Genomic DNA, 26,989 nt, shown 5'->3' with positions numbered 1-26,989 from the left:
TCTAACCACAAAACGCCTGCCGAGGGGTGCCCGTTAGCGTATCGGCCGCCCCGATCCGCCAAGCTCGGACGACCCGGCAGGGAAAGGGGATACTCGTGGGTCAGGATCCTGGACTCCGGCGGCTCGCGCTGGGCACGTTGCTGGCCGCGTACCCCGGGCCGGTCCCGCCGGACTGGGCGGTCGACCTGCTCGCCGACGGGCTCGCCGGGCACACCCTGTTCGGCACCAACATCCACGATCCGGCCCAGGTGGCGGCCGCGACAGCGGCGCTGCGCGCCGGCCGCCCCGACGTGATCGTCGCGATCGACGAGGAGGGGGGCGACGTCACCCGGCTGGCCCACGCCACCGGCAGCCCGTACCCGGGCAACGCCGCGCTCGGCACTGTCGACGACCCCGAACTCACCCGCCAGGTGTACGCGGCGATCGGCGCGGAGCTGGCCGCGCTGGGCGTCACGCTCGACCTGGCGCCCACCGTCGACGTGAACACCGCCGACGAGAACCCGGTCATCGGCACCCGCTCGTTCGGCGCCGATCCGAAGCGGGTGGCGGTCCACTCGGCCGCCGCTGTCACCGGCCTCCAGGCGACGGGCGTGGCCGCCTGCGCCAAGCACTTCCCCGGGCACGGCGCCACTGTCGCCGACTCCCACCACGAGCTGCCCACCGTCGACGTGCCGCCGGCCGTCCTGCGCGAGCGGGACCTGCCGCCGTTCGCCGCGGTGGTCGACGCGGGCGTCCGCGCGGTGATGACCGCGCACATCCGGGTGCCGGCGCTGACCGGCGACGGCCCGGCCACGTTCAGCCGCGCGGTCCTGCACGACCTGCTGCGCGTCGAGTACGGCTTCACCGGCGCGGTCATCACCGACGCGCTGGAGATGAAGGGCGCGGTGCTCGCCGCCGGCGGGGTCGGCACGGGCGCGGTCCGGGCCCTGGCCGCCGGCGCGGACCTGCTCTGCATCGGCGCGCGGGTCGACGCCGAGCTGGTCGAGTCGGTCGCCGCCGAGATCGTCGCGGCGATCGGCGACGGCCGGCTGGCGCGCGAGCGGGTCGAGGAGGCGGCCGGCCGGACCGCCGCGCTCGCCGCAGCCTCCGGCCCCACCGGCGCCCCGCCGCCCGCCGCCGACGGCCTCGGCTACGCCGCCGCGCTGCGGGCGGTCCGGGTCGAGGGCGACCTCACCCGCTCCGCCGCGCCACTGGTGGTGCAGGTGCACGCCACCTCGACCATCGCGGAGGGTCGGGTGCCGTGGGGGCTCGGCCCGCACCTGGCCGCCGGGATCGAGCAGGCCCGCGCGGTGGCGGGCGAGACCGACCCGGAGCAGTTGCGGCGGCTCGCCGGGGACCGGCCGGTCGTGCTGGTCGGGCGGCACCTGCACCGGCTACCCGGCGCGCGCGAGCTGATGGAGGCGCTGGCCGCGACGCATCAGGTGACAGTGGTCGAGATGGGGTGGCCGGGCGCGTGGCGGCCGGGCGCCGCGCGCGCCTTCGTCGCCACCTACGGCGCCAGCCACGCCAACGGTCGCGCTGCCGCGCAGACGCTCGGCCTGACCGCCTGACCGCACCACTATTGAACACGTTCAAAATCTGCCGTACGCTCAGGGCGTCCTTGATTTGAACACGTTCAAGAGAGGCAACGGGGATGGACGCAAAGGTCTGGATGTACCTGGCCTACCTCGCGGTCAGCATCGGTCTGACCATGTGGGTGGCGCGGGCACTGTCCCGCAACGGGCTGGTGTTCCTGGAGGACGTGTTCGCCGACAGCCGGCTGGCCGGGGCGGTCAACAGTCTGCTGGTGGTCGGCTTCTACCTGCTCAACCTCGGCTACGTCACGGTGGCGATGAAGGAGTCCGACCCGGTCGGCGACACCAGCCAGGCGCTGGAGCAGCTCTCCATGAAGGTGGGCCTGGTCCTGCTGGTGCTGGGCGCGCTGCACTTCTTCAACGTCTTCGCGCTCGGCCGCTACCGGCGGGGCCGGCTCCGGCAGCAGGCCACCCACCCGCCGCTGCCGCCGGTCAGAATGCTCCCGCCGCAGGGCGGGCCGGTACCGGCGACCGGCCCGAACCCGCCGGCCCGGTGACGTCCGCCCCGGGCGGGCGCCCGTCGGATCCCACCGGGCACGGGGCCGGTGGGATCCGCGGGTTCACCGTCCTGTTCGACGCGGGCTGCCCGCTGTGCCGCAGCGCCCGGCGGTGGCTCGCCACGCGGCCTCAGCTCGTACCCCTGGAGTTCGTGCCGGCCGGTTCCGCCGAGGCCCGGCGGCGCTTTCCCGGCCTGGACCACGACGCCACGCTGCGGGACCTGACAGTGGTGGCCGACACGGGCGCGGTCTACACCGGCGACGGCGCCTGGTTCGCCTGCCTCTGGGCGCTCGCCGAGTATCGGGGGACGGCCGAGCGGCTGGCCCGCCCGCACCTGCTGCCGCTGGCCCGGCGGGTGGTGGCGGCGGCCTCCGCGGTCCGCGAGCGGATCCGGGAACCGGGATACGGTGACGACGATGACCGAGCAGAGTGCGCCGACGACAGCTGCGGGTGGGCAGGGGTCGACGGCCCGGGGTGAGCAGACCCGCCAGCTGATCCTGGACACCGCGATGCGGCTGTTCCGCGAGCGCGGGTACGCGCGCACGACGATGCGCGCGGTCGCCCAGGAGGCCGGCGTGGCGGTGGGCAACGCCTACTACTACTTCGGCTCCAAGGAGCACCTGGTCCAGGAGTTCTACGCGGGCACCCAGCGGGAGCACCGGGCGGCCGCCGCGCCGGTGCTCGCCCGGGAGCGGGAGTTCGCCGCGCGACTGGCCGGGGTGCTGCACGCGGGCGTGGACGTGCTGAGCCCGTACCACGCGTTCGCGGGCGCCTTCTTCAAGACGGCGGCCGAGCCGACCTCGCCGCTCAGCCCGTTCTCCGCCGAGTCGTCCGAGCCGCGGGACATGTCGATCGCGCTGTTCCGCGAGGCCCTCACCGGGTCCACCGCCAAGCTCGACGACGAGCTGCGCGAAGAACTGCCCGAGCTGCTCTGGCTCGGCTACATGGGGGTGGTGCTCTACTGGGTGCACGACCGCTCGGAGGGGCAGGTCAAGACCCGCCAGCTCATCGACGGCGTGGTGCCGCTCGTGGACCGGCTGGTGGGGCTGTCCCGGCTGCGCGTGCTGCGACCGGTCACCCGGCAGGCGCTCGCCCTGATCCACACGCTGCGTCACTGACCTCATCGGCGGGCCGGCCAGCGATTGCGCAGGTGAGAGTCCGCAACCGGACAGCAACCCACCCCTTGTTCACCAGCAGGACTAACACATAGCGTTACCAATGTCGGGGCCTGGGGGAGAGCTGCGGACCGTGGATCCGGCCCGGGATCCACGGTCCGCGCCAGGCTCGGTCAGCGGCGGACCCCGGCCGGGTCAGCGGGGGAAGACGCCGAACGCGGTGAAGCCCCGATCCGGGAACCCGGCCGCCTCCGCCACCCGCGCGGACGCGGCGTTGCCCGGGTCGTGCAGGTAGGTGGGGATCGCCCCCTCGTCCAGCACCCGGCGGGCCGCCTGCGCGACCAGCCGCCGGGCCAGACCGCGCCCGCGAGCAGTCGGCACCGTGCCCACCGCCAGCTCGTGCCCGTACGCGTCGTGCCGCTTCACGCCCACCCCGGCCCGGTACGCGCCGTCGGCGCCCCGGACCACGAGCACCTCCCTGTCGAACAGCCGCAACCACGGCGGCAGCCCGGGCAGCGTGGGCGGCACCCACTCCCCCACCTCGGGCAGCGGCGCCGGGTCGGCGCACCAGCGGAAGACGGACGTGTGCGCGGTGAAGTCGGGCATGCCGACGGCCGCCGGGAGGACGGGCAGCCACTCGCCGGGCGGCCGGCCCCGGACCAGCGCCCGGACCGCCTCCACCCGGTCGGCGGCGACCGAGAGGACGGTGCTGCCGCCCGCCGTCACCGCGACGGCTGGGCGCAGGCGGCCGTCCCAGGCCGGGCGGGCGCGGCGGTGGGACCGGACCACGTGCAGTCCCGGGCCCGCCGGCCACTGTCCCAACCAGGCCGCCAGGTGAAGGAAGACCCGCCGGTCGAGCACGTGATCATGGTACGCCGGACCGGGCCGCCCGCGGTCGGGTAATCAGTTGATCCGGCGGGGTTGAGAAGCGGGACGGGCGGGTAGTGGGTCGGCACGCCAGCGACGGATGACGATATGTGGTCCGCCGGAGGGCCGCAGGAATTTGACGCCTCAAGGGAACCGGAGGTATCGACCCAGCGTCATATTCATTTCCATACATGGACAAGTTTCTCTGGGACGGTAGTGGTCATGCCTCACGAACCGAATGACCGATTCCAGCAGGACCCGGCGCGCAGCTGGCGGGCCGTCCGCGACGCCGCACTCTTCCCGGCGCAGCGGGCGTACCGCGAAGCCCGCGACCGGGGACTCTCCTGGGCCGAGCTGAACGCGCAACCAGCAGGCACCGCCGCGTGGCGCGGCCTCTCTCCCCTCTGACGAGGTAGGCGGCGACACACCGGCCGGCGGCGTCCCGGCCTTCGCACACCTGTGCGGTAGCGTCTTGTGGTCCGATTTCCGGCCTACGACAGGAGAAGCTCCGCGCATGGGCAAGAAGACGATCCACGTCTCCGACTTCACCGGCCAGGTGCTGAGCGCCGACGACGAGGTGGTCAAGGTCGTCGTACTGGAGCACCCGGACCTGGTCGCCGGGCCCGTGCAACTGGACGCCACCCCGGTCGACGTGGAGAGCATCGACGACGCGGCGCTGGACGTCGCAGTGGTCGAGATTCACGACCGGCACGGCGGCGGCGAGCCGCGCCGGGTGGTGCTGACCGCGAGCGAGTTCGACGCGATGGCCACCGACGTGCCGATGGCGCAACTGCTGCGGACCGCCGAGCGGGTCAAGCCGCCCAAGGCGCGCCGCGCCGCCGAGAAGATCGACTACGGCACCATCGAGCACGCCGGGCGACCGCACCGTGGCCGCGTCACCGAGGAGGAGGCCCGGCTGGTCCGGGAACGCCTGGACGAGGTGAACAAGCGGCTCGCCGACGCCGGCATCCGCCAGGTCGACCCCGCCGACCCGGAGCACGCCGCCCGCTACGGCTTCCCCACCGCCGGCTGACACCCGCCCGCCGGGCACGCGCCCCCGTGGCGCGTGCCCGGACCGGTGTCAGGCCCCTTTCCGGGTGATCCCGGCCAGCGTCGCCTCGAAAGCCGACTCCAGCGCGTCCTTCTGCAGCCCGAGGCCGCTCAGCACACCGTCACCGCCCTCCTCCTCCAGCAGGGCGAGCAGGATGTGCTCCGTACCGATGTGGTTGTGTCCCATCCGCAGCGCCTCCCGGAACGTCAGCTCCAGGACCTTCTTGGCCCGCGCGTCGTAGGGGATCAGCTCCGGAACCGGGTCGGCCTTCGCCGGCAGCGTCGCGGTGACGACCTCCCGCAGCCGCTCCAGGGGTACGCCCCGAGCCACGATCGCGGCGGCGGCCAGCCCTTCCGGCTCGGCGAGCAGCCCGAGTGCGACGTGCCCCGGGGTGATCTCGGCGTTGCCGGCCGCCCGCGCCTCCTCCTGCGAGGCCAGCACGACGTTGCGGGCGCGCGGGGTGAACCGGTTGAATCCGGCGTTCGGGTCGAGCGCGGCGGCGGTCTCCGACTTGGCTGCGGAACGCTTCTGGGCGGCCTGCTTGCTCACGCCCATGCTGCGGCCGATCTCCGTCCACGAGGCGCCGGAGCGTCGCGCCTGGTCGACGAAGTGCCCGATGAGGTGGTCGGCGACGTCGCCCAGGTGGTCGGCGACGAGGACCGCGTCGGCCAACTGGTCGAGCGCGCCGGTGCGCGACTTCTTGATGCCTTCGATGAGGTCGTCGAGGCGTACCGGATGGGTCATCTTGTGCGGCTGGGTCTCCTCCATACGTCAACCATAGGTTGACGACTGCGTTGGCGTCAACCCGCAGTTGACGTGCGCGTTGCGGGTCAGCCGCGTACCCACCGCTGGTTGTTGCCGCCGTTGCAGGTCCAGATCTGCACCGCGGTGCCGTTGGTGGTGCCCTGCCCGTTGACGTCCAGGCAGAGACCCGAGCCGACCCCGACGATGGTGCCGTCGGCGTTGATCCGCCACTGTTGGTTGCTGCCGCCGGTGCAGGTCATGATCCGCGCGCGGCTGCCGGACGCGGCGCCTGGGACGTCGAGGCACTTGTTGCCGTACACGGTGAGCTGGTTGTTCGTGCCGACCGTCCACTGCTGGTTGGGCCCACCGTTGCAGTCCCAGATCTGCACGACCGCGCCGTCGGCCTGGCTGGCGCCGTTGACGTCGAGGCAGCGGTTGGCGCTCGCGCTGCGCACCTCTCCGGTCGGGCCGCTGGAACCGTCGCCCGGCGTGATCGCGAGGTTGTCGAACTGGGCGGTGACGCCCTGGCCGGTGCCGTACCCGATCTGGCCGGCCACCCAGGCGGAGTCCGACACGGTGCCGACGGTGGTGCCGTCGATCGCCGCGGTGAGGGTGCTGCCATTGAGCTTCAACGAGACGTTGTGCCAGCGTCCGGTGCCCAGCGCCGCGGTGTTGCCGCTGGCCAGGGTGCGCCAGTTGCCGCTGGTGTTGTTGCTCCGGATCGACCAGGCGCCGCCGTCGGTGACCCGGAAGTAGTAGCCGTTGAGGTTCTGCGGGCCCTGGTGGTTGTAGGTGTTGCCGCGGCCGATGAGCTGGGCGTAGCCGGGCTTCTCCAGCAGCACGTCCGAGGAGACCGTGTAGTTGCGCCAGGTCAGATCGCCCAGCAGGGCGTACGGTTCGGCCTGGCCGGACGTCCAGTAGATCGGCGCCTGCTCGGACATCTGGCGGACGCACTGTCCGGTCCGGCCGCCACCGCAGCCGACGATCTCGAACGAGCCCTGCTGGTCCATCAGGTACCGGGCTTCGCGCCCGGTGGCGTAGCTGTCGAAGTTGTCGCGGTACGGCAGATCCAGGGCGCCCTGGACCGGACTGACAGCCGTGCCTTTCCCCTGCCCACTCGTGGTGGTGATGCTGTAGACGTAGCCGGGTTGGACGGTGAGCGAGAAGCGTCCGCCGTTCGGTGTGATGTCGGCGCCCCGGACGAAGTGCTCGGCGCTGTTGTTGGACCTGAGGTTCGTCGCCCACACGCGCACCGTGCCGGCGGAGAGCCCGCCGGTGACGGTGACGTCGAGCTGCTGAGCCGAGCCGGCGTCCTGCGTCTCGATGATGGTGCTCCAGTCGCTGTTGTTTGTGGACTTCAGCGAGACATAGCTGCCGTTGCCGCGGTTGCCCCCTAGGTAGCCGCTGGACGAGTCGAGATAGCGCCAGCCGGGCGCCGTGAACTGGGTGGTGTGCGCCATCACCCAGGTGCTCCTGCCGATCGAGTAGGCGCCGGACCACGGCTGCTGCGCCACCACCACGCCGGTGGTCGCCCAGGGAATGTTGGGGGTGATGGCGGCGATCACCGGCCAGTTGATGTACCCGGTCATCTTGCCGTCGAGGTAGCCGCGGTTGATGCCCCGGGCGAGGGCCGACGCGCCGGCGTTGTAGTCGTCGGAGCCGTTCTCACTGGCCCACAGCTGCTTGCCGGTGGAGATCGCATTGGCGGAGCTGGGGCAGCTGGTCTGGGCGCTGCGGTAGCCGCAGACGTAGTGGCTGCCGAAGACCTGCACCGCGTTGGCGAACGCCGGGTCCCGCAGCGAGTCGTCGGCGGCGCCCCACCCGAAGTCGTCCGAGGCGACGATCTTCACATCGCCGTAGCCGCGGGAGTTGAGTGTGGAGCGCAGGTTCTTGTACCAGGTGGTGTTGTAGCCCTTCTCGTTCCACCCGCCGAGGTAGTTGATGGTCAGTCCGTGCGTCGCCGCGCAGTCCAGCCACCCGACGAGGTAGTTGATCGAGTCGGTGGACCAGAAGTTGCCGTTGCCGATCCAGCCGGGCGCTCCCCAGGCCAGACCGACCAGGGCGATGGCGGGGTTCCGCGCCCGCGCCTGCTCCATTAGCCACCACTCGTAGCCCCGGTTGCAGTTCACGCCGCCCCGGGTGTGCTCGTGGCTGGGCTCGGCGCCGGAGGTGGAGTTGGTGTCGCCGCCGATCTCCACCTTCATCAGTTGCATCGCGGCGCCGTAACCCGGCTTGAACAGGTAGTCGAGGATGTCGCTGCGCTGCGGCTCCGGGTAGTCGATCAGGAGTCTGCTGTTTCCGCCGCCGCCGCTGACCGCGCCGACCCCGTCGAGCGCGCGCCCGCCGGAGGCGCCGTTGACGGTGAGGGCGGTCGCCGCCCGGGCTGGCGCGGCGGGGACGGTCAGCGCGAACGCCGTCACCATCGCGGCCACCGCCGCCGACGCCATCCGTCGCCACGCCGCATGGTCTCCGCTCATCCTGCTGGACACCGACCCACCTCCAGATAGACACACGTCTATCAAACGTTCTGCATGTTAGCGTTCACACACAAGTTGGTCAACGCCTCGCCGGCCCGTGCCCCACCCCACCGAGCGACGCTCGCGAAAACGGGTAGGGTCGGTCGGGGTGAGCACCCATTCGACGCTGCTGTTCGTGCTCGCCGCCGTCGCGGTCGTCATCGCCGTGCGGTGGGTGGCGGCGCGCACCGGCCTGCCGGCGGCGGCGCTCCTGCCCCTCATCGGCATCGCGTACGCGCTGCTCCCCGGCCCCAACATCGGCCTCGATCCCGACCTCGTGCTCATGGTCGTGCTGCCACCGTTGCTCTACAGTGCCGCGCTCGACTCGTCGCTGCTGGACATCCGCCGCAACCTGCGGATCGTGGTCAGCCTCTCCGTGGTGCTGGTGCTCCTCACCGGACTGCTCGTCGGCGTCGGGTTCCACCTGTTCGTCGCCGGCGCGACCCTGGCCGCAGGCATCGCGGTCGGCGCCGCCGTCGCCCCGCCCGACCCGGTCGCCGCCCTGGCCGTGGGCCGCCGGGTCAACCTGCCGCCGAAGATGGTCACGATCATCCAGGGCGAAGGGCTGCTGAACGACGCCACCGCGCTGACCATGCTCAGCGTCGCGGTGGCAGCCGCCGTGGGCGGCGAGTTCTCGTTCCACGCCGCGGTCGGGCAGTTCGTGCTGGCGGCAGCCGGCGGCATCGCGGTGGGCGTGGTCGTCGCCCGGGCCAAACGGCTGGTCCGGCCGCTCACCGCGGACCCGCTGCTGTCCAACGCGATCTCGCTCGCGACACCGTTCGTGGCCTACCTCCTCGGCGAGGCGCTGCACGTCTCCGGCGTGCTGGCCGTGGTCGTCGCCGGCCTGATCGTCGGCCACCAGACGCCCCAGTTCGGGTCCGGGGCCGCCCGCCTCCAGACCAACGCGGTGTGGCGGCTCGTCGACTTCCTCCTCGAAGGCTTCGTCTTCCTGCTCATCGGCCAGCAACTCCCCGCCGTCATGCGGGGTCTGCGCCAGTACGACACGTCGACCATCGTCATCGCCGTCGCCGTGTCCGTCGGTGTGGTCCTGCTCCTGCGCCCGGCCTGGCTGATCCTGACCCAGTGGCTCCCCCGGTCGCTGCACACCCGGCTGGGCGGCGTCGCCGAACAGGACGACACCGACACGCCCGGCGGGGCGCTGCGAGCCGGGCGTGCCGAGCGCAACGCCCGCGGGCTGACCGCACGCGAGGTGGTGGCGCTGAGCTGGTCCGGCACCCGGGGCGTGATCAGTCTGGCCGCCATCTTCACGCTGCCCCTCACCACCAACAGCGGAGACCCGTTCCCCGACCGCGACCTGCTGCTGTTCTGCACCTTCGTGGTCGTGCTGGTGACGCTCGTCGGGCAGGGCCTGACGTTCGCGCCGCTCGTGCGGATGCTCGGCCTGCGCGCCGACGAGGCCGACCAGGCCCGGGTACGCAACGAGGCCCGCTCCGCCGCCGTCGAGGCCGCCCTGGCCCGCCTCGACACCGTCGCCGCCGAGGAGCCGGACACGCGGGCGGCAGTCAACACCACCCGCGCCCAGCTACTGACCCGGCTGGCCCGCTACCGAGGGCGGCTCGACCTGCTCCAGCAGAGCGGCTCGTCGGAGCTGCCCACCTCACCCGAGTACGAGACGGCGCTGCGTGTCCACCGGACCGCCCTGGAAGCACAGCGCGAGGAGTTGCTGCGGTGGCGCGACTCCGGCCGGCTGCCGGACGAAGGACTGCGCGTGCTGGAACGCGAACTCGACCACGAGGAGCTGCTGCTGCCGAAGCGGGCGCCGAGCTGACCCTGGGCCCGGCGCCCGCCGGCCGCCTCACAACTGGCGCAGGATCACCGGATCCTTGATCTTTTTGTCGGCGGCAAGCAGCAACGCCTTGCTGATGATTTCGCCGAGCCGGCTGTCACCCTCGAAGGGCAGGAACATCTCCGGCTCCTTCGCCTTCGCCGAGTCCGGGATGATGCACAGGTACCGCTCGTCCGGGGCGATCAGGATGTTGCCCGAGCCGCAGTGGATGCGGTACGTGTGCAGGTCGCCGCGTACCTCAAGGAACCTGTCGGTGAGGGTGCAGCGGCCGGCGACGGCCAGCCGGGGGATCAGCTCCGCCAGCACCTCCCGGCGTGTCCGGGCGGTGGGAGTGAGGTCGCCGAAGCTGCTCTGCGACCAGTACTCGCGATAACGGCCGCCCGGCCCGCCGTCGTACCAGTCCGGGTCGGCGCCCACCCCGGCAGCGGCCACGAACAGGTCGACGTCGCGCATCACCTCGCTCAGCACGACCGGCGGAACCTCCGCCAGCGGAACCGGCAGGCGCTCTCCCCGGATGAAGAACAGCTGGTCGGTCCCCATCGTGTCGAACACGAGGTCGTCGCCCCGGTCCTCGATCCCGGCGACACCCAGTTCGGCGCGCAGCCCCCAGTCCGGGAGGGCCAGCCAGGGCAGGTTGTACGAGGCCCCGTCATTGCGGTGCTGGACGTACGACCAGCCGCGCCGGGACAGCAGCGCGTTGAGCCGGTGCTGGAGGACGACGTGCGCGGCGAACCGGTTGGAGTACATGCCCGTGGCCCGCTCCGCGTCGGTGAGCAGGTACTGCTCCCGGTGCGCCTGCTTGAACGGCTGGGTGATCGCCTGCCGGGTGAGGAATTCCCGCCACGGCCCCACCGCATCGGGGTCGAGCACCGGATGCCACAACCGGACCGTCGCATCGTCGGCCGGCTCGAACACGGTGTCGTCCACTGTCCGCAGGGCCGCACCAGCCCAGCAGCAGGCGACTCCGTCGACGGTCCAGACGAGGCGGCGGGCCAGCGTACGGGCCAGTGGGTGGTCGAGGAACCGCTCGCGCCACTGCTCGACGGTCCACGAACGGTCACGCCGCAGCAGCCCTTCCAGGCGGTCACGGGTGGCGACGAGCGTGGCGGCGACGTCCGCGACAGTCGCCTTCAGCTCCTTCACCTCGTCGCCGTGATCCCTGCGCACCTGCGCCGGTGGGGCCTTGAGCACCTTGCCGTCCGCGTTGCGCCACACCAGCAGGGCGTCGACGCCGCGCACCTCCAGCTCGTAGGAGCAGTCGCCGAGCTTGTCCGCCAGCGGCAGCCCGAAGCCGGGCAGGGCCATCTCCTCGACGTCCTCCCGGCTGACGCCGAGCGCCTCGGCGTGCCGCGTCAGCCCTTTCTCGACGAGTCGCAGCGTGCTCTTGTAGGTCAGCCGCGACGACAGCCGGGCCAGTTGGGCGAGGGCGGCGGGGTGATCGGTGCCGACGAGCGCCGCGACCGCGACGTTCGCCAGCTTCGGGCTCGCCGGCCCGTGCCCGGGGATCTTGCGGGCGGCCCGTTCCGCGATCTGGCCGAGGCTGCGCAGCGTCTCCTCGGACGGCTGGCACATCGCCCGCATCCAGATCAGCCCCCACAGCAGCCCGACGTTGTAGCGGTCGATCGTCCGCTGCGGAACATCAGCGATGTGGCCGGGACAGCACGTGGTCATGCGCAGCGGCAGGGTGCGCGCCTGCCCCACGAGTGGGAGCCAGTCGTCGAGCCGGGCGGTGAACTCGTCGGCGCCCACCGCGTCGAGCAGCGACCGGGCCTGCTTGCGCCAGCCCGCCGTCGGCTTCGCCTTGTCCGCCTCGACCGGACAGTGGGCCAGCAGCGCCTGCCACGCGGACCGGCGGCCCTCCGGCATCGCCTCGATGTCCGCGACGGCGCGGTCGGCCCACTGCTCACCGACGTCGGGGATCGGCCACATCCGGTGGGCCTCGTCGCTGATGTCGCTCAGCGGACGTTCGATCCGGGTCCGGCGCCAGGTCGCCAGCGCCGCCGGGTTCACCCGCCCCGCCGCCGCCTCCGCCTGGATGGACTCCCAGGTGAACCGAATGAGATGCGTACTCCAGCCACCGAAGCCCAACCAGGCCTGGCCGCCCAGCCGGTCCAGCCAGGCCGCGCCGTCGAGTCCGCCGCCGGAGCGCACGGCACGGATCAGCGTGCCCTGCCCGTTGTGGTCCTCCCCCGGCACCGTCATCGCGTCGAACACCACCTGGCGTACCGGCGCCGGTTGTGCGGCAAGGAGTTCCTCCGCCCGGCGCCACGCCTCGCCCCGGGCCCGGTCCCACGGGCTCTCGTGCCGGTGCGGCCGCCGCGGCAGATGGCCGACCGCTGTCAGCGCGGCGGCGGCACGGCGGTCGTGATCCGCGTCGTCACCGGCCAGGTCGGCCACGGCCGCGGCGACCGACTCGGCCTGCCGCGTGGCCTCCGACAGCAGCTCGACCTGCGGCGGAGCGGGATCGTAAGGGCCGTGCGCGTCGTTGAGCGCGGCGAGCAGCGCCGGAACCCTGCCGGCCGGCGCCCAGCCGCACACCGTCACCACCCGGTCGACGAAACTCTGTCGAGAGTGCTCGTTGAAGGTCTGGTCGTTGCGCTCGCACCAGCCCCTGACGGTGGTGACGATGTCGCGCAGTGCCGGCTCCGGGTCGTACGTGTCCATCAGCCACCCACCAGCGGGACGAGCTTGAGAAAGGTGACCCGGGCACCCGCGTGCAGGCGGACCTTCTCGTCCAGCTCGGTCACCTGACGGTCGTCGACGAGCACCACGAAACCGTTGCGGCCGAACGCGTCGAGGGTCATCCGCGTCCGCTCCTCGGGGTCGGCGTCCGCGCCGGACTCGGCGACCTCGAGGAACACCCGACGGCGGATCAGCTCGTCGAGACGTACCGTCTCCTCGAAGACCGCCATGGTCCACGCGGGTCCGCTCGGCGCTCCGACGACCTCGTCGGTGACTGTGATCAATGGCATGGCGGAGAACGTAGTCCAGCCGTCCGACACCGCACGCACTTTGTGTGACCCGGCCACGTACCGGACAGTCTCCACGGGTGTACGAGATCATTCCGTGAAGGCGAGGTTGTGAGCGTGTCCTCTCACGCGTACCCAGGCAGGGCCGACATGTCGGCGGTGGTGGACGCGGCCCGCCGCGGCGACCAGGCGGCGCTCGACGAGCTGGTCTCGCACTGTCTACCGCTTGTCTACAACATCGTGGGCCGGGCGCTGAACCGGTCGTCCGACGTCGACGACGTGGTGCAGAACGCGATGGTGAACGTCGTGCGAGGGCTGCCGGGCGTCCGCGAGCCGCAGCTCTTCCGGTCCTGGCTGGTCGCCGTCACCATGAACGAGATCCGCACCTACATGCGGCACCGGCACACCACACCGGCGCCGCCGGAGGACATCGACAACGTGATCGACCCGGGTTCGGACTTCGAGGATCTGACCCTGACCCAGCTCCACCTCTCCGACCAGCGCCGGGAGGTCGTGCTGGCCACGCGCTGGCTGGACGACGACCACCGCCACCTGCTGTCCCTGTGGTGGCTGGTCGAGGCCGGTCACCTCACCCGCGCCGAACTGGTCGACGCCCTGCGCCTGGAGCCGCACCACGTGACGGTCCGCGTGGCCCGGATGAAGGCGCAACTGGACACCGCCCGGCTGGTGGTACGAGCCCTCACCGCCCGGCCCGGTTGCGCCGGCCTGCGCGACACCGCGTCGGGCTGGAACGGTCAGCCGGCGCCGCTGTGGCGCAAGCGGTTCGCACGGCACCTCCGGAACTGCCCGCACTGCCCGGACGCCGCATCCGACCTGGTCCCCGCCGAGCGGCTGCTCGCCGGCCTGGCGCTCACACCGCCCCCGGCCGCACTCGCCTCGGACGTCACGCAGAAGCTGCACGCCGTCGCCTCCGTGTCGCCCGCCGCCCCGGCTGGTACGTACGCCGTGGCGGCCGGAGCGAGGTCCGGGCTCTCCCTGTCCAAGACCCTGGTCGGCGTCGCTGCGGCCGTCGCCGTGCTCGGCGGGGGTGGTCTGATCCTCGCCAACTACCCGAGCGGATCGAAGCAGCAGCCGGCGAGCGTGGCAGCCTCGCAGCCCGCGACCGAGACCACCGCTCCCGCGCTCACACCCTCCCCTGTCGCCTCCCCGACCGCCGCCCTCCCGAGTCCCACCCCGAGCAGGTCGGCGAAGCCCAGCAAGTCGCCCAAGCCGACCCCGTCGCCGGCCAAGTCCACCGCCACGTCGAGCGGCTTGTCAGCAGCGGAACGGCGGCTGCTGGTGCTGCTCAACGAGCGGCGTCGCGCGCTCGGGCTGACCGAGGTCAAGCTCGGCGCGGCGCAGCACCGGGAGGCGGAGTCCTGCGTACGGCAGAACCTGAACGCGAGCGGTCTGCAGCACTGCGGCCACGAGGTGCTGTTCGCGTCGTCGGGCAACTCCTCGCCGGAGCAGATGATCGAGGCCTGGTTCAACAGTCCGGGCCACAAGACGGCGTTGACGTACGCCAGCTCCCGCTTCGCCGGCCCCGCGATCGTGTTCAACGGCAGCCGGCAGGTCGCCGCCATCAACATCGACTACTGAGGCGGTCGCTACGCTCCCCCGGTGACGCACGAGAAGGAGATCGTCGAGCCGGTCGACCTGTGCATGCCGGACGGGCGGCTCAACCCCGCCGCGGTCGGCTGGACCCGCCGGCCGCTGCACCGCGCGAACCTGCGCGGCTGGGGAAGAGCCAAGCGCTGGGAGTACTGGGGGATCGTGACGCCGACCCACATCGTCGGCCTCGTCGCGTCGTCGCTGGACTACGCCGGGGTGCACGGCGTCTACGTGCTCGACCGCGCCACGAAAATCGAGACCAGCAAGGACGTCGTGGTTCCGTTCGCCCGTGGCGTCGTCATGCCGCCGGTCAGCGGCGCGGGCACCGTGTGCGCACGCGGGGGCGGCCTGTCGATCGACATCGACCAGACCGCCGAGGGCAGCACGATCCGTGCCACCGCACCAGGCATCGAGATCGACCTCGTGGTGCCGCTCCCGGCCGGCCACGAGTCACTCGGCGTCGTGGTCCCGTGGAGCACCCGCCGGTTCCAGTACACGGTCAAGGACGTCGGCCGCCCGGTGCGCGGCTCGCTGCGGGTGAACGGCACGACGCACACAGTGGCCGAGGACGACTCGTTCGCCGTGCTCGACCACGGCCGGGGCAGATGGCCGTACGCGATCACGTGGAACTGGGCGGCGGGCAGCGGACCGGACGTGTCGATCCAGCTCGGCGGCAAGTGGACCGACGGCACCGGCTCGACCGAGAACGCGCTGTTCACCGGCGGCCGGCTGAACAAGCTCGGTGCCGAACTATGCTGGAGCTACGACCGCCGCGACTGGCTGCGGCCGTGGCGGATCAGCGGTGATCGCGTCGAGGTGGAGTTCCACCCGTTCCACGAGAAGGTCTCCCGCACCAACCTCGGCGTCGTGGCCAGTGAGACCCACCAGTGCTTCGGGCACTTCTCCGGCTGGGCCCAGGCGGACGACGGCGAGCGGGTGGCTCTGGACGGCCTGGTCGGCTGGGCGGAGGAAGCTCAGAACCGCTGGTGACGCAGCCTCTCGTTGACCTGCCGGACCACTTCCTCGGGAAGCTTGACCACGCGCCGGTCGTACGTGAGCAGACCGTTCAGCTCGTCCTCCACGTCGGACAGCTGGGTGTAGACGGTCGCGCTCAGACCGGCCCGGATCGCGGGCACGATCTGCTCGGTGTGCAGCCGCGTGAACGCCTCCGCCAGGTCCTCGGCGCTCCGGCACCGCCGGTAGCCGAAATCCTTGCGGCTGAACGCGTGCCCGTCGACGCGCAGGTTGTAGCCGCCGTACTCCGACAGCACCAGCACCCGGCGGTCGCCGCGTCGCCGCGGCACCCGGAAGCGGCGGAAGTAGACGTGCAGGCTGCGCAGGTCGCCCCCGCCCTGGTCGTGCCAGCCGCTGGCGTGGTCGACAGTGCGGGTACTGTCGAGTTCGGCGACGTCGCGGGCGATCCGGGCCGCGTCGAACTGCCCCCAGCCCTCGTTGAAGGGCACCCACACGGCGAGGCTCACCACGTTGCGCAGATGCTCGACGGTTTCGCGCAGCTCGGCCCGGAACCGGTCCCGTCCGCCGGCGTCGGCACGGCCGAACCAGCGCCGCCACCGGCCCCGGTCGGGCAGCCGCAGCGGCGTCACCGCCGGCGCGGTGACGACCAGCGGGTGGTAACTGCTGCCGCCGTTGACCATGTCCTGCCAGACCAGCATCCCCAGCCGGTCGCAGTGGTGATACCAGCGCAGCGGCTCGATCTTGATGTGCTTGCGCAGCATGGTGAACCCGAGCCGCTTCATGGTGGCGATGTCGGCGATCATCGCCTCGTCGGAGGGCGCCGTGTACATGCCGTCCGACCAGTAGCCCTGGTCGAGGATCCCGGCGTGGAAGTACGGCCGGCCGTTGAGCAGCAGCCGGGGCACGCCGTCCCCGTCCGGCCCGACACCGAACGAGCGCATGCCGAAATAGCTGCGGACCCGATCCGCGCCCAGCTCGGCGGTGACGTCGTAGAGGAACGGATCCTCGGGGCTCCACTGCCGTACCTCGGGCATCGGGATGCGCACGGCCACGCCGACCGGCGCGGTGGCCTCGGCCACCGCGATCCCGTCGGCCAGGATCCGGATGCCGGCGTCGCCGGCATCCGCCGTCGCGTGCGCTGTCACCTCGACGCACCGCTCGTCGAGGAGCGGAGTCAGGGTGAGGCTTCGCAGGTGCACGGCGGGCACGCTCTCGGCCCACACCGTCTGCCAGATGCCGGACTGGGCGGTGTACCAGATGCCGCCGCGGCGCAGCCGCTGCTTGCCCCGGGAGTGGTGGCCGGTGTCGCTGTCGTCCTGGACCGCCACGACCAGGACGTTGGCGTCCTCGCGGAGCGCGTCGGTGATGTCGCAGGTGAACGGCAGATACCCGCCGGTGTGGTCGCCGACCGGAACATCGTTCAGGTAGACCTGGCAGGTCTGGTCGACCGCGCCGAAGTGCAGCAGCAGCCGCGAGCCGGCAGCGTGGAAGCCCGCCGGCAGTGTCAGCGGACGGCGGTACCAGAGCGTCTCGCCCGGCTGGAGCTGTCGCCCGACGCCGGAGAGCGTGGACTCCGGGGAGAACGGCACGATGATCTCGCCGTCGTAGCGTTCGGGCTCGGTGGCCGAACCGGTGATCGCGTACTCCCACCGGCCGTTGAGGTTGAGATAGCTGTCCCGGGCGAACTGCGGGCGGGGATACTCGGGCAGGACACGCTCCGCGTCGAGCGTGGCACCCCATGGGGTCAGCAGCGTCATGCCCGGGCCTCCTGCTCCCGCCGCCGCAGCGCCACGGCCGGCACCGCGATGAGGACCAGCACGGCCAGCGCCATGAGGAAGATGCCCGGCGTCGGGACCTGCTTCACCACGCCGAGATCCTCGTAGACCTCGCCGGCGCCGGTGATCACGGCAGCGCCGAGGTAGGGGCCGACGAGCATCGGGACGAGGATGGCGAAGACCATCCGCAGCCCCTGGACATGGCCGGCCCGGTCCGGTGGCGAGTAGTCGCGCACGATGGCGCCGATCGGGGCGAGGACGAGCATGAAGCCCGACATCATCACGATCCCGGCGGCGATCACGGGAACCATGCCGCGGGCGAAGAACATCAGCGCCAGGCCGGTGCCGTACACCACTACCGCCGGCAGCAGGAAGCGCACCTTGCCGACGCGGTCGATGAGCCGCCCGCCGACCACGCTCACCGCCGACGCCGTGACGAGGACGACAGCCAGGACGATCGCGTACCCCTCGATCCGCAGGTACCGCTGGAGGTAGATGATCAGATACGGCAGGAACACCTGCGTGGAGATCCCCCAGATCGACCAGGCGGCCAGGGCGAGGTAGAGCCCCGGGTTGGCCCGCATGGCGGCCGGGCGCAGACCGTGGACGACGGCGCGCAGGTAACCGCCCTCGTGCCGGACGAGTGACGGGCTGTCCTCGACCAGGAACCAGGCCAGCAGACCGGCCCCGGCCATGATCACGCCGATGACCACGAAGAACAGTTGCCAGTTCCCGGTGCGGGCCAGCCCGTCGAACCCGCCGAAGATCACCAGCATCGAGACCAGCGGCATGATCGCGAGCACCGACTCGACCCGGCCGCGGTTCGCCGGCTCGGTCACGTCGGTGACCCACGCCTGGAACGCCGCGTCGTTGGCCCCAGAGCCGAGGAAGGACATCAGGCAGTCGAGGGTGATGACCGCGATCGCCGTGACGAGCACGACGTTCGCGACGGGCGCGATGTCCTCCACGAAACCCACGGTCAGGAAGCCGAAGGCGGCGGTGGAGACACCCCACAGCAGGTAGCCACCGGCGATGAACGACCTGCGCCGGCCGGTCCGGTCGGAGAGGGCGCCTAGCAGCAGGGTGGCGACAGTGGCGGTCGCGGCGCTGGCGGCGACCATCGTGGCGATCACGTTGGGGTCGTCGGTGATCGTGTCGTACACGAACAGGTTCAGGTAGATGTTCTCGATGGTCCAGGCCATCTGCCCGACGAGTCCGAGCACGATCAGCGCGGTCCAGACGCGGGGGCGCAGGCCGCCTGGACCGGCCGGCGTGGCCGGGGTGAGCACACTCCGGGTGGTGGACACGACGGCCTCCTTCGACGGATCAGAATATGATCTATTCCGTCCGGCCGTCGATGGGTCCGGGGGCGGCCAGGCCGCCGCACCCGAGCAGACATGACGAGAGGCCCTGGTGCGGGGTAACCGAACCAGGGCCTCTGCCATCTGTGCGCCGCCAGGGACTCGAACCCCGAACCCGCGGATTAAGAGTCCGCTGCTCTGCCAGTTGAGCTAGCGGCGCTCGCTGACAACGGGACGAGACGTTAGCACGCCCGGACACCACCCCGGAAAAGCAGGGTCGGCCTCACCGCAGCGCCATCGTGACCTGCCCGGTAGCGGCCCCGGACGGGTCCACCACCAGGGTGTACGTCCCGGACGCCGGCAACACCGTCGGCCCGGTCTCGCCTGCCCCGTTGATCACGCAACCGGTGGTGATCGTGCTTCCGTCCGGGCCGCGCAGCGCCAGTACGCCGCACTGGTCGGGCAGATCGGAGGCGGTCGCGGCCAGCGTCACCGACGTGCCGGCCGAGGCGGTGAACCGGTAGGTGGTGACCGCGCCGGGCCGGTCCACCGTCGCGACGACCGGCGGTCCGCCGAGCGTCACCGCCGCGTCCCGGTCCCGGCTGGTGACCACCCGCAGCGTGGTCGTGCCGGTGCTGCGCTCGATCGGGTCGACCACCACTGTGTACGTCCCGTCGGCGGACAGCACCGTGCCGTCGATCTCGCCGGCCCCGTTGATCACGCAGCCGCTACGCAGCAGCCGCCCGTCGGCGTCCCGCAGTTCCAGCGGGGAGCACTGGTCGGTGAGGCTGCTCGTCGGCACCTCCACGTAGACGCGCTCACCTGCGCTCCCGGTGAACCGGTAGCGGGCCCGCGCGCCGGGTTGCTCGACTGTCGCGGTGACCGCCGGGCCGTTCGGTTGCATCGTGCCGTCGCTGTCCCGGGCCGTGTACACCCGCACCGCGGCGCGGCCGGTGTCGCCCGGCGCGGCGGTGACCCGCAGCGCGTACGTGCCGGTGGCGGTGAGTTCGACGCGGTCGACGTACCCGTTGCCGTTGATGTTGCAGCCGCTGGCGATCTCCCGGCCGCCCGGGTCGGTGAGCACGTACGGCGAGCAGCGGTCGCCGATCCCGGGCGCGGTGCCGTCGACGAAGACGGCGTCTCCAGCGCGGGCGGCGAACGTCAGCGGCGCCCCGCCGGGGGTGAGCGTGGCGGCGGCGACGGGTACGGCGCTGATCGGGGTGGCGGCCGGCGGGGCGACCCGCTCGGTGCTCGCACCCGCCACGGCGAACTCGGGGCGGCCGCTGACCGCGACGTCGAAGACGCACTCGGCGAGCTGGGCGGGCGCGGTCACGCCGGCCCAGCGGCAGATCTGCTCGGCCGCCGCGCGCCGGGCCGGGTCGAGATCGCCGACGGTGACCTCACGTTCCGGGAACGCGCGGTCGGTGAAGGTGCCGGTGTCCTGCCCGTCGTCGTAGTGCAGCAGGGATCGGCCCGCGGCGATCCGCCAGCTGTCCGCGTACGCGGGATAGAGCTTGTCGAACGGCACCGGCTGGGCCAGTGCCGCCCCGGAGGCGGGCGCGATGTCGTCGGCCGGGTCGCCGTCGAAGTCGCCGAGCAGTCCGCGTACCTTTCCGGCCCGGCCGTCGGCCAGCCGCACCAGGACCCGGTAGCCGTAGCTGCCGATCTGGTCCACCGCCGCCGCCGAGCCGTCGGGCCACGTCACGTCGTACCCGTCGGCGGGGCCGGTGTCCGACGGACGGCGGGCGAGGGTGCCGCCGCCGGCCAGGTCGGTGCGGTCCGACGGCGCGGCGAGCGGCGCGCCATCGACGTGCACCCGGGTGCCGCCGCCGGTGAGGGTGAGCGCGACGCGGTGCGCGCCGATGCGGAACGCGACAGCCGAGTTGACCGAGGCGGTCCGCGTGCCCGCCATCGGGGTCTGCCGGACCTGCACCTCCAGCGGGTCGCCGCCGGTGGACGCGACCAGGACGAACTCGCCCACGGCCTGGAAGTCGTACGCGACCCGGTCGAACGTGACCAGGTGCGGATCACCGTTGCTGCCGCCGCAGTCGGCGCCGTCCTCGCAGAGCTTCACCGGGCCCTTCGGCGGCGGCGTCTTCTTGGCCGGCTTCTTGCACTCGTCGAGGCTCTTCGGCAGCGTCTTCCCGTCGTACTCGGTGCGCGGCGGCAACCCCTTCGCCGCCCGGTAGCGGTTCTCCGCGAGCGTCGCCTTCACCTCGGCGGTACGGATGGCGGTGCCGCCGCACTCGCCCTGCGGCACGGCGTCGCGGGAGATGTCGTCGGCGTGGTTCAGCTCGTGGTAGAGCGCGGCGCAGGGGTCGCGGGCCACCCCGTCGCCGTACGGGTCGGTGGAGGTCGGGTTCCACGTGACGGTCGAGGAGCCCTTGCCGTCGGCGCTCTGCGGCGTCTCGAACGCGCCGGAGCCGCCGGTGGTCGGGATGATCCGCACCCGGGGACTCTTCTTGTCCCGCAGCCTCGGCAGCAGGCCGGACGGATCGCCGCCGGGTAGCGCGAATCCGGCCAGGCAGCCGTCGACAGCCGCCTGGAAGTCGACGCCGCTGACCGGCACACCGGCGGTCGGGTCGACGCCGTAGTCGGCCCGCGCCGGCCGGGCGCCACCGCCGACGAGCGCGCCGACTGCGACCAGCAGCAGCGCCACGGCGGCGGCGGTCGGCCGGCGTCGGCGGCGCACCAGCAGCAGTACGACCAGCGCGACGGCGAGCAGCGCCAGCGCTCCCCCGGCCACCACCCAGAGCCGACGGAGACCGGTCCCGCCGTCGTCGGACACGGTGAACGTGGTGGTCCGCAGCGCCGTCGCGCCCGCGCACAGATCCGCCGCGCCGGTCACCGGCAGCGTCACGTAGCCCGCGGTCACCTCGTACCGGCCGGGTGCGCCGACCGGCCAGAGCGTGTCCAGCCCGCCGCCGTCCGGAGTGGCGGCCACCGAGCGGAGCACCACCTCGCCGTCGCGCAGCCGTACCCCGGTCGACGCCACGGTGGCGGTCGCGCCCGGTTCCACTGTGGTGAGCGCTGCGGTGGCGGCGGCGCCGATCCCGTCGTCGTGGAAGCTGCGGGCGAGCGTCGGCGTGAGGTCGCGCCCGTCCCGGCGTACCCCGATGACCTGCACGGTGCCGACGGCGCGGGTGGCGAGCGCGCAGGCCGCGCCGGTGGTGTTCGTGACGGTGAGGTCGAGGCGGACCTGGTCGCCGGAGCGGTAGTCGGCCTGGCCGGGCCGCAGGGCCAGGCCGAGGCCGCCGTCGGCGGGCGCCGCGGCGCCGCTCGCCGCCCCGGTCGCCAGAGCGGTCACGAGTACGGCGAGCGCCGCCACCAGCCGCAGGATCCACCTCATGGTGCGGACTGTAAGGGCGGGCGGGCCGGTTCCGTCGCGGTCTGTCGGGGACCGGTCGGAGCCGTATCCTGCTGGTGATGAATGTCTTCGGGACGGTCGCCGACCTGTACGAGCGCGCACGGCCCGGATATCCGCCGGAGATCGCCGAGACGATCCTCGCCTACCACGGCGGGACGCCGGCGTCGGTGGTCGAGATCGGTGCGGGCACCGGGAAGGGCACCGACGTGCTGGCCCGCCTCGGCGCGCCGCTGACCTGTGTGGAGCCCGACGCGCGGATGGCGGCCCGGCTGGCCGAGCGGTTTCCGGACGCCCGCGTCGAGGCGACCACGTTCGAACGCTGGACCCCACCGGCCGGCGGGGTGGACGTGCTCGCCTGCGCGATGGCCTGGCACTGGCTGGACGCCGCCACCCGCAACGCACACGCCCGCCGCGCCCTGGCGCCCGGCGGCACGCTCGCCGTCTTTGGACACCGCTACGACTACGCCGACGCCGGCCAGCGGGACGCCGTCCGGGCCGCGCTGCGATCCGTCGACCCCACCGTCCGGGAGCGGCCCGTCGACTGGTTCCACCGGGACATCCTCGACAGCGGGCAGTTCGACGACGTACGACGCGAGGTGTTCCGCCGGGAACTGCCGCTGGACAAGGAGCGGTACCTGGCGCTGATGCGCACGTTCGGGCCGTACCTGTCCCGGACCCCCGAGCAACAGCGACGCGGGATCGCCACCCTGGACCGGCTGGTGGACGACTTCGGCGGCACCGTCGTGCTCGACCTGCGGACCACGCTGGTGCTGGGCCGGGCCGATGCTCGGTGACCGGTGGGACGGCACCCGCCTGCTGCTCAAGGTCGTGATGCGGGCGAACCGGGTGATCGCCCTCGGTGGATGCCTCGGAGACCTGGTGATGGCCCGCCGTCAGTTTCTGAACCTCAAGCGGCTCGCCGAGCAGAGCGCGAGCCCGGCGCCCTGACCGGTCACGCCGGTCGTCGTTCGACGGGCGCGCTGCTCAGCACGCCGTCGGGCCGGACCTCCTGACGCAGACGCGCCAGGTTGGCGAACCGGTCACCGTCGACGGGGGCGGCGTCGAGCAGGCGCAGGACCACCGTGCAGTACTTCGCCATGGTGTTGCGGCCCGGCATGAAGATGGACAGCTCGTCGTGGGCGTCGGGCGTCTGCACGATCAGGTCGGCGGGCAGTGGCGGCAGCGTCTCCGGGGTGCCCGCCACCGCGACCTTGACCGTCCAGAACGGCCCGACGCCGTCGAGTACCCGCCGGTCCTGCTCCGGCGTCTCCAGCGCCAGCGTCCGCCACGGCTCACCCAGGCAGGTGACGCCGGCCTGCCGCACGGTGGTGACCAGTTCGGCGGCCGCCGCCGTGATGATCTCCTCGGCCAGGTCCCACTCCTGCGCGTCACGGCCCAGCGGCGTGCCCGGCACGAGCCGCGCCACCACAGTCACGGCCGGCACGTGCCGCAACCGCGGCTCAGGCTGCGCCTCGAAGACGGCGCGGGCGGCAGCGATCGCGTCCGCCTGAGCTTGGCGTTCCCGGCTGACCTCGTCGCTGTGCCGATCGAGCAGAGCGAGCGCCTGGTCCGGTTCGTCGAGGGCACGCCGGACGAGCTTCACGCTCATTCCGGTGTCCCGCAGCAGGGTGATCAGCATGGCGCGTTCCACCTGCTCGAAGGCGTACGAGCGGTGGCCGGTCCGGTCGTCGACCTCGGCGGGCACGAGCAGCCCTTCGGCGTGGTAGAAGCGCAGCGCCTGCGGCGACAGGTGACACATCTGGCTGAACTCGCTGATCGACAACATGATCCCAGCCTGCCCCCTGCAGTAACCGCAAGGGCAAACGCCGCCTAACGCCTGTCGTCGCGTCCGGTCTGGGGAAGCCCGGCGGCAGCCGCGATCGCCTCGACCGCCTGTTCCAGTCCGGTGGTTTCCGGGAGGACGAGTTCGCCCGGCCAGCCCAGGACGTCGTGCGCGGCGTACCAACCGCTCATCTGCTCGGCGGTGAAGTCACCGGCCTGTGGGCGGGTCAAATGCCGGCGCAGCGTCTCGGCCAGCGACACGTCGAGATAGCAGAACAGCGACCGGCCCCGGTGGCCGTCCCGCAGCGAGGTCAGCATGTCGCGGTAGCGGCCGGTGTGGAGGATGCCCTCCAGGACCACGTGGTGGCCGTGGTCGAGCGCGAACCGGACGGTCTGCTCGATCAGGCCGGGCGCCACACCGCCGGGCTTGTCCCGTTCCAGCAGGACGACGCGGCGCAGGTAGTCCTGTTCGACGAGGGCGCAGCCCCGGCCGTGCCGGCGGCGCAGCTCACGGGCGATGCTGCTCTTGCCCGAGCCGGAGTTGCCCCGGATGCAGACGAGGATCGTGTCCGGGCTACCGGCAGGCTCAGCGCGCACATTCCCTCCCCACCGGCGGGCAGCCTGCGGTCGACGTACGCGAAAAAGGCCCCGGCCGGCGTGGAACGCCAGTTCAGGGCCTTGCTCGTTGGTGCGCCGCCAGGGACTCGAACCCCGAACCCGCGGATTAAGAGTCAACGTTGATCGATGCTTCCCTGTCCCTGCGCGCCACACCAGTGCACGTTCTGCCCGGTTCACCTATTTACACCGCACGAACACCGCTCAACAATCCACCCGAGCTGGACCTGTCCATGGCGGCCGAGCACCCGCAGAGCACCCCACATCCCACAGTCCAGGTGTTCGGATTTTGGCGTTCATCGGTCTGTCAGCAGCAGCGGCAAAAGCGAGTCGCGTAGCTGCTGCGTGACCTCGACGATCTCCCGGTGTAGTGCGACCTTGTCCTCGAGAGCACTCATGATGTCGCCGATCGTCGCTTGCACGGCGGGGGGCGGAACCAGTACCGGCAAGGTCCGGAGCGTGCTGAGGGTCAGCGTTGGCACGGTGGCTGTGGAGGCGTGCCGGGCGATCCAGTCTCGGACCGCCGGATGCCGCAGGTAGTTCAGCAGGTACCGAGAATCAACCGTCGGGTCGGGATGTAGCCGGAAGCAGGCGGTGCCGGCTACCCATCCCTCGTGTTCCGGGCCGGCGAGGGCTTGCTTGCCGAGGTCTCCGGTACGCACGCAGATCAGGTCGCCGGGGACGAGTCGATACCGATTCAGCCGAGCGGAAGCCTCAGGCGTCACCAGTACCGTGCTGCCCCCCGCGATGCGACCGTGCAGCAAGTGCTTCGGTGCGACGACTTCGATCGGCACGCCATCGGTGTCGACCGACCGGATCATGCTGTTCGACGGGCCGGCCACCACTTGACAAAGCTCGGCTAGCGGAATCTCCTGCCAGCCGTCTGGCATTGGACCGATCAGCGAGCTCACAGGGAAAGCTCCTTCAGGTGCGCCTCGATGGTCCGGTCGAGGCGTGCGGCCTGTTCGGCAAGCCAGTCGAGTCGCTGCGTGAGTTCGCCTACCTCCCGGGCTCGCGTCCGCAAGTCTGGCGCCTCGTCAATTGGTCTGATGTAGGCGCGGGGGTTCAGCCGGTACCCGTCGCTGCGGATCTTCTCAAGTGGCATCCCAGCAGCGAATCCTGGGACCCCCTCAAGTCGGTGTTCGCGCCAGTCCCGGTACGTCTCGACGATCCTGTCAATGTCTGCGCCGGCGAAGGTACGGCGGGCCCGATGCTGGACGCCGCCAAGTCCGGTTGCGTCGATGAACAGCACCTCACCGGGCCGGCCGGCGGGCGATCGCTGCAGCAGCCACAGCGTGACCGGGATGTCGGTGCCGGGGAACATCTGACCCGGCAGTGCGATGACTGCCGACACTACGTCATCGTCGAGCATCGCAGCCCTGATGGTCCGCTCCTGCGCGTTCTCAGAGAGGCCGGCACCGTACGGCATTACCACTGCTGCGCGGCCACCCGGGTTGAGCGAGGCGATGATGTACTGCAGCCAGGCGAAGTTGCTGTTGTGTGCCGGTGGTGCACCGTAACGCCACCACCCGCTGAGTCGGCCATCGCCGTTCCAGTTCGACATGTTGAACGGCGGATTTGCCGTTACCACGTCGTACCGGTTCTCCGGCGCCCCGGTCGGCAGGCTTTCGGCGGCGCCCGGCAGTACCTGCGGCGCTACTCCCCTCAGGCGCAGGTTTAGGTACGCCAACGCGAACGAGCGCATTGAGTAGTCGGAGATCGCTATGGTCAACTGGTCGACGGCCTTGCCCTGCCGAATCAGCCGATCGGCAATTGCGGCGGGGAATCCGCCCGCCTTGCAGCAGGGGTCAAGCATCCGGTCGCTTAGTGTCGGGGCGAGCAGCCCTGCGGCCAACTCGGTGATGGCACTGGGCGTATAGAAGTCCCCGCTGCCCTTGCGCCCGGCCGCCCCGCTCACCTGTTCGAGCACCGCACTGAAGACCTGCGGAAGCGGGACTTCATCGTCCGAGTCAAGCCGCTCGACTAGCTCGACGAGCGGCGCCAACTGCCCCGCCTCATCGATCTTGCGCACCGACTCCAGGAGAGGACGGAGGATGATGGGATCCTTTCCGTCCGCCGACAGGTCGGCACGAATCGCCCGCTCGACATCCGAGGCGCCGTCGGCCAGCACCTCCCATGTGGGGCGGCTCCGCAGGTACAACAGGACGAGCACGACGTCGCCGAACTCGATGACGTTGAGCATCCCCCGGTATCGGTCGAAGCCGCGCCACAGCGCCTCATGGCTATGCCGTGCCGCCGCGTCATCCGCAGCGGGCGAACGCGTGTGCTTGCCCGATACGTCAGTCATGTCTCCCCTCCCTTGTCCTGCTTGCCCCTCAGGCCTTGCCGACGCGAAATGATCCGCAGCCAGAGATTCAGCAAGTCCTTCGACTCCCGCGGCAGTATCCGATGCGTCAGTGCG

23 protein-coding genes and 1 tRNA gene are annotated in these 26,989 nt (G+C 71.7%); 11 read left to right on the top strand and 13 right to left on the bottom strand.

Annotated features, from left to right (window positions below):
- The first annotated feature begins 95 nt into the window (after nt 1-95).
- The 4 genes from FHU28_RS09150 (at nt 96) to FHU28_RS09135 (ending at nt 3,190) form a co-directional block, all read left to right on the top strand.
- On the top strand, nt 96-1,550 hold the full coding sequence (locus FHU28_RS09150) for a glycoside hydrolase family 3 protein (RefSeq protein ID WP_184682771.1): 1,455 nt from the start codon (nt 96-98) through the stop codon (nt 1,548-1,550).
- An 83-nt stretch (nt 1,551-1,633) separates the two neighbouring features.
- Nucleotides 1,634-2,071, top strand: coding sequence for a hypothetical protein (locus FHU28_RS09145; protein ID WP_184682769.1), 438 nt, complete (start codon nt 1,634-1,636; stop codon nt 2,069-2,071).
- Nucleotides 2,068-2,550 carry a thiol-disulfide oxidoreductase DCC family protein gene (locus FHU28_RS09140; protein WP_184682766.1) on the top strand — a complete coding sequence of 161 codons (483 nt, stop codon included), beginning with the start codon at nt 2,068-2,070 and terminating at the stop codon, nt 2,548-2,550. Before FHU28_RS09145 ends, FHU28_RS09140 begins: the two co-directional genes overlap by 4 nt.
- Nucleotides 2,489-3,190: a TetR/AcrR family transcriptional regulator gene (locus tag FHU28_RS09135; protein ID WP_116504460.1), complete on the top strand. Its 702-nt coding sequence runs from the start codon at nt 2,489-2,491 to the stop codon at nt 3,188-3,190. Before FHU28_RS09140 ends, FHU28_RS09135 begins: the two co-directional genes overlap by 62 nt.
- Nucleotides 3,191-3,382: 192 nt before the next feature.
- Here FHU28_RS09135 and FHU28_RS09130 read toward each other — a convergent pair whose 3' ends face one another.
- The gene (locus FHU28_RS09130; RefSeq protein WP_116504458.1) at nt 3,383-4,048 is read right to left on the bottom strand and encodes a GNAT family N-acetyltransferase; all 666 of its coding nucleotides are present in this window, start codon (nt 4,046-4,048) and stop codon (nt 3,383-3,385) included.
- 228 nt (nt 4,049-4,276) lie between these two features.
- On the opposite strand from FHU28_RS09130, the gene FHU28_RS09125 reads away from it, so the two are divergent.
- Both FHU28_RS09125 and FHU28_RS09120 read left to right on the top strand, forming a co-directional pair.
- Entirely contained in the window at nt 4,277-4,462 is a 186-nt protein-coding gene (locus tag FHU28_RS09125) for a DNA repair protein (protein WP_184682763.1), read from the top strand.
- Between the two features lie 106 nt (nt 4,463-4,568).
- A complete protein-coding gene (locus FHU28_RS09120; RefSeq protein ID WP_073830863.1) occupies nt 4,569-5,087 on the top strand; it encodes a hypothetical protein in 519 nt (172 codons plus the stop codon).
- A gap of 48 nt (nt 5,088-5,135) precedes the next feature.
- Here FHU28_RS09120 and FHU28_RS09115 read toward each other — a convergent pair whose 3' ends face one another.
- A complete protein-coding gene (locus FHU28_RS09115) occupies nt 5,136-5,873 on the bottom strand; it encodes a Clp protease N-terminal domain-containing protein (RefSeq protein WP_184682761.1) in 738 nt (245 codons plus the stop codon).
- A gap of 62 nt (nt 5,874-5,935) precedes the next feature.
- Nucleotides 5,936-8,326 (bottom strand): RICIN domain-containing protein, encoded by a 2,391-nt coding sequence (locus tag FHU28_RS09110; RefSeq protein WP_184689372.1) that lies wholly within the window; start codon nt 8,324-8,326, stop codon nt 5,936-5,938.
- 148 nt (nt 8,327-8,474) lie between these two features.
- Between FHU28_RS09110 and FHU28_RS09105 the strand changes: the two genes are divergently transcribed.
- Entirely contained in the window at nt 8,475-10,154 is a 1,680-nt protein-coding gene (locus tag FHU28_RS09105) for a Na+/H+ antiporter (protein ID WP_184682759.1), read from the top strand.
- A gap of 27 nt (nt 10,155-10,181) precedes the next feature.
- On the opposite strand, the gene FHU28_RS09100 is transcribed toward FHU28_RS09105, so the two are convergent.
- Entirely contained in the window at nt 10,182-12,836 is a 2,655-nt protein-coding gene (locus FHU28_RS09100) for a DUF4132 domain-containing protein (protein ID WP_184682757.1), read from the bottom strand.
- Nucleotides 12,836-13,144 carry a hypothetical protein gene (locus tag FHU28_RS09095; RefSeq protein WP_221453156.1) on the bottom strand — a complete coding sequence of 103 codons (309 nt, stop codon included), beginning with the start codon at nt 13,142-13,144 and terminating at the stop codon, nt 12,836-12,838. The genes FHU28_RS09100 and FHU28_RS09095 overlap by 1 nt, the downstream gene beginning before the upstream one ends.
- Before the next feature lie 147 nt (nt 13,145-13,291).
- Between FHU28_RS09095 and FHU28_RS09090 the strand changes: the two genes are divergently transcribed.
- Nucleotides 13,292-14,740, top strand: a complete 1,449-nt coding sequence (locus tag FHU28_RS09090) for a sigma-70 family RNA polymerase sigma factor (protein WP_221453155.1) — start codon at nt 13,292-13,294, stop codon at nt 14,738-14,740.
- A 21-nt stretch (nt 14,741-14,761) separates the two neighbouring features.
- Entirely contained in the window at nt 14,762-15,742 is a 981-nt protein-coding gene (locus FHU28_RS09085) for a DUF2804 domain-containing protein (RefSeq protein ID WP_184682753.1), read from the top strand.
- Here FHU28_RS09085 and FHU28_RS09080 read toward each other — a convergent pair.
- The 4 genes from FHU28_RS09080 to FHU28_RS09065 form a co-directional block, all read right to left on the bottom strand.
- Nucleotides 15,727-17,484 carry a glycoside hydrolase family 2 protein gene (locus tag FHU28_RS09080; RefSeq protein ID WP_184682751.1) on the bottom strand — a complete coding sequence of 586 codons (1,758 nt, stop codon included), beginning with the start codon at nt 17,482-17,484 and terminating at the stop codon, nt 15,727-15,729. The genes FHU28_RS09085 and FHU28_RS09080 overlap by 16 nt on opposite strands.
- Nucleotides 17,481-18,809, bottom strand: coding sequence for an MFS transporter (locus FHU28_RS09075; RefSeq protein WP_184682749.1), 1,329 nt, complete (start codon nt 18,807-18,809; stop codon nt 17,481-17,483). Before FHU28_RS09075 ends, FHU28_RS09080 begins: the two co-directional genes overlap by 4 nt.
- 141 nt (nt 18,810-18,950) lie before the next feature.
- Nucleotides 18,951-19,023 (bottom strand) — tRNA-Lys (locus tag FHU28_RS09070).
- 63 nt (nt 19,024-19,086) lie between these two features.
- Nucleotides 19,087-22,152, bottom strand: a complete 3,066-nt coding sequence (locus tag FHU28_RS09065) for a VWD domain-containing protein (protein ID WP_184682747.1) — start codon at nt 22,150-22,152, stop codon at nt 19,087-19,089.
- 77 nt (nt 22,153-22,229) lie between these two features.
- On the opposite strand from FHU28_RS09065, the gene FHU28_RS09060 reads away from it, so the two are divergent.
- Both FHU28_RS09060 and FHU28_RS09055 read left to right on the top strand, forming a co-directional pair.
- Nucleotides 22,230-22,964 carry a class I SAM-dependent methyltransferase gene (locus FHU28_RS09060; RefSeq protein ID WP_184682745.1) on the top strand — a complete coding sequence of 245 codons (735 nt, stop codon included), beginning with the start codon at nt 22,230-22,232 and terminating at the stop codon, nt 22,962-22,964.
- Nucleotides 22,954-23,118 (top strand): hypothetical protein, encoded by a 165-nt coding sequence (locus tag FHU28_RS09055; protein ID WP_260412864.1) that lies wholly within the window; start codon nt 22,954-22,956, stop codon nt 23,116-23,118. The genes FHU28_RS09060 and FHU28_RS09055 overlap by 11 nt, the downstream gene beginning before the upstream one ends.
- A gap of 4 nt (nt 23,119-23,122) precedes the next feature.
- Here the strand turns inward: FHU28_RS09055 and FHU28_RS09050 are convergent, their stop codons facing one another.
- The 4 genes from FHU28_RS09050 to FHU28_RS09035 form a co-directional block, all read right to left on the bottom strand.
- Nucleotides 23,123-23,956 (bottom strand): MerR family transcriptional regulator, encoded by an 834-nt coding sequence (locus FHU28_RS09050; RefSeq protein WP_184682743.1) that lies wholly within the window; start codon nt 23,954-23,956, stop codon nt 23,123-23,125.
- Nucleotides 23,957-24,000: 44 nt separating this feature from the next.
- A complete protein-coding gene (locus FHU28_RS09045; RefSeq protein WP_184682741.1) occupies nt 24,001-24,549 on the bottom strand; it encodes a kinase in 549 nt (182 codons plus the stop codon).
- Nucleotides 24,550-24,863: 314 nt separating this feature from the next.
- Nucleotides 24,864-25,478: a restriction endonuclease subunit S gene (locus FHU28_RS09040; protein ID WP_184682739.1), complete on the bottom strand. Its 615-nt coding sequence runs from the start codon at nt 25,476-25,478 to the stop codon at nt 24,864-24,866.
- Nucleotides 25,475-26,875, bottom strand: a complete 1,401-nt coding sequence (locus FHU28_RS09035) for an N-6 DNA methylase (protein ID WP_184682737.1) — start codon at nt 26,873-26,875, stop codon at nt 25,475-25,477. Before FHU28_RS09035 ends, FHU28_RS09040 begins: the two co-directional genes overlap by 4 nt.
- Nucleotides 26,876-26,989: the final 114 nt, after the last annotated feature.

The sequence above is a fragment of the Micromonospora echinospora genome, from assembly GCF_014203425.1.
GTDB classification, from domain to species: domain Bacteria; phylum Actinomycetota; class Actinomycetes; order Mycobacteriales; family Micromonosporaceae; genus Micromonospora; species Micromonospora echinospora_A.
Note: the sequence above shows the minus strand (reverse complement) of the source record. Positions and strands in the feature narration are given on the sequence as shown.

Bases quoted from the DNA above. Each gene is read 5' to 3' on its own strand.
- FHU28_RS09145 (WP_184682769.1), top strand. From the start codon at position 1,634: ATGGACGCAAAGGTCTGGATGTACCTGGCCTACCTCGCGGTCAGCATC.
- FHU28_RS09135 (WP_116504460.1), top strand. From the start codon at position 2,489: ATGACCGAGCAGAGTGCGCCGACGACAGCTGCGGGTGGGCAGGGGTCG.
- FHU28_RS09125 (WP_184682763.1), top strand. From the start codon at position 4,277: ATGCCTCACGAACCGAATGACCGATTCCAGCAGGACCCGGCGCGCAGC.
- FHU28_RS09120 (WP_073830863.1), top strand. From the start codon at position 4,569: ATGGGCAAGAAGACGATCCACGTCTCCGACTTCACCGGCCAGGTGCTG.
- FHU28_RS09115 (WP_184682761.1), bottom strand. From the start codon at position 5,873: ATGGAGGAGACCCAGCCGCACAAGATGACCCATCCGGTACGCCTCGAC.
- FHU28_RS09110 (WP_184689372.1), bottom strand. From the start codon at position 8,326: ATGAGCGGAGACCATGCGGCGTGGCGACGGATGGCGTCGGCGGCGGTG.
- FHU28_RS09100 (WP_184682757.1), bottom strand. From the start codon at position 12,836: ATGGACACGTACGACCCGGAGCCGGCACTGCGCGACATCGTCACCACC.
- FHU28_RS09095 (WP_221453156.1), bottom strand. From the start codon at position 13,144: ATGCCATTGATCACAGTCACCGACGAGGTCGTCGGAGCGCCGAGCGGA.
- FHU28_RS09090 (WP_221453155.1), top strand. From the start codon at position 13,292: ATGTCGGCGGTGGTGGACGCGGCCCGCCGCGGCGACCAGGCGGCGCTC.
- FHU28_RS09080 (WP_184682751.1), bottom strand. From the start codon at position 17,484: ATGACGCTGCTGACCCCATGGGGTGCCACGCTCGACGCGGAGCGTGTC.
- FHU28_RS09065 (WP_184682747.1), bottom strand. From the start codon at position 22,152: ATGAGGTGGATCCTGCGGCTGGTGGCGGCGCTCGCCGTACTCGTGACC.
- FHU28_RS09060 (WP_184682745.1), top strand. From the start codon at position 22,230: ATGAATGTCTTCGGGACGGTCGCCGACCTGTACGAGCGCGCACGGCCC.
- FHU28_RS09055 (WP_260412864.1), top strand. From the start codon at position 22,954: ATGCTCGGTGACCGGTGGGACGGCACCCGCCTGCTGCTCAAGGTCGTG.
- FHU28_RS09050 (WP_184682743.1), bottom strand. From the start codon at position 23,956: ATGTTGTCGATCAGCGAGTTCAGCCAGATGTGTCACCTGTCGCCGCAG.
- FHU28_RS09035 (WP_184682737.1), bottom strand. From the start codon at position 26,875: ATGACTGACGTATCGGGCAAGCACACGCGTTCGCCCGCTGCGGATGAC.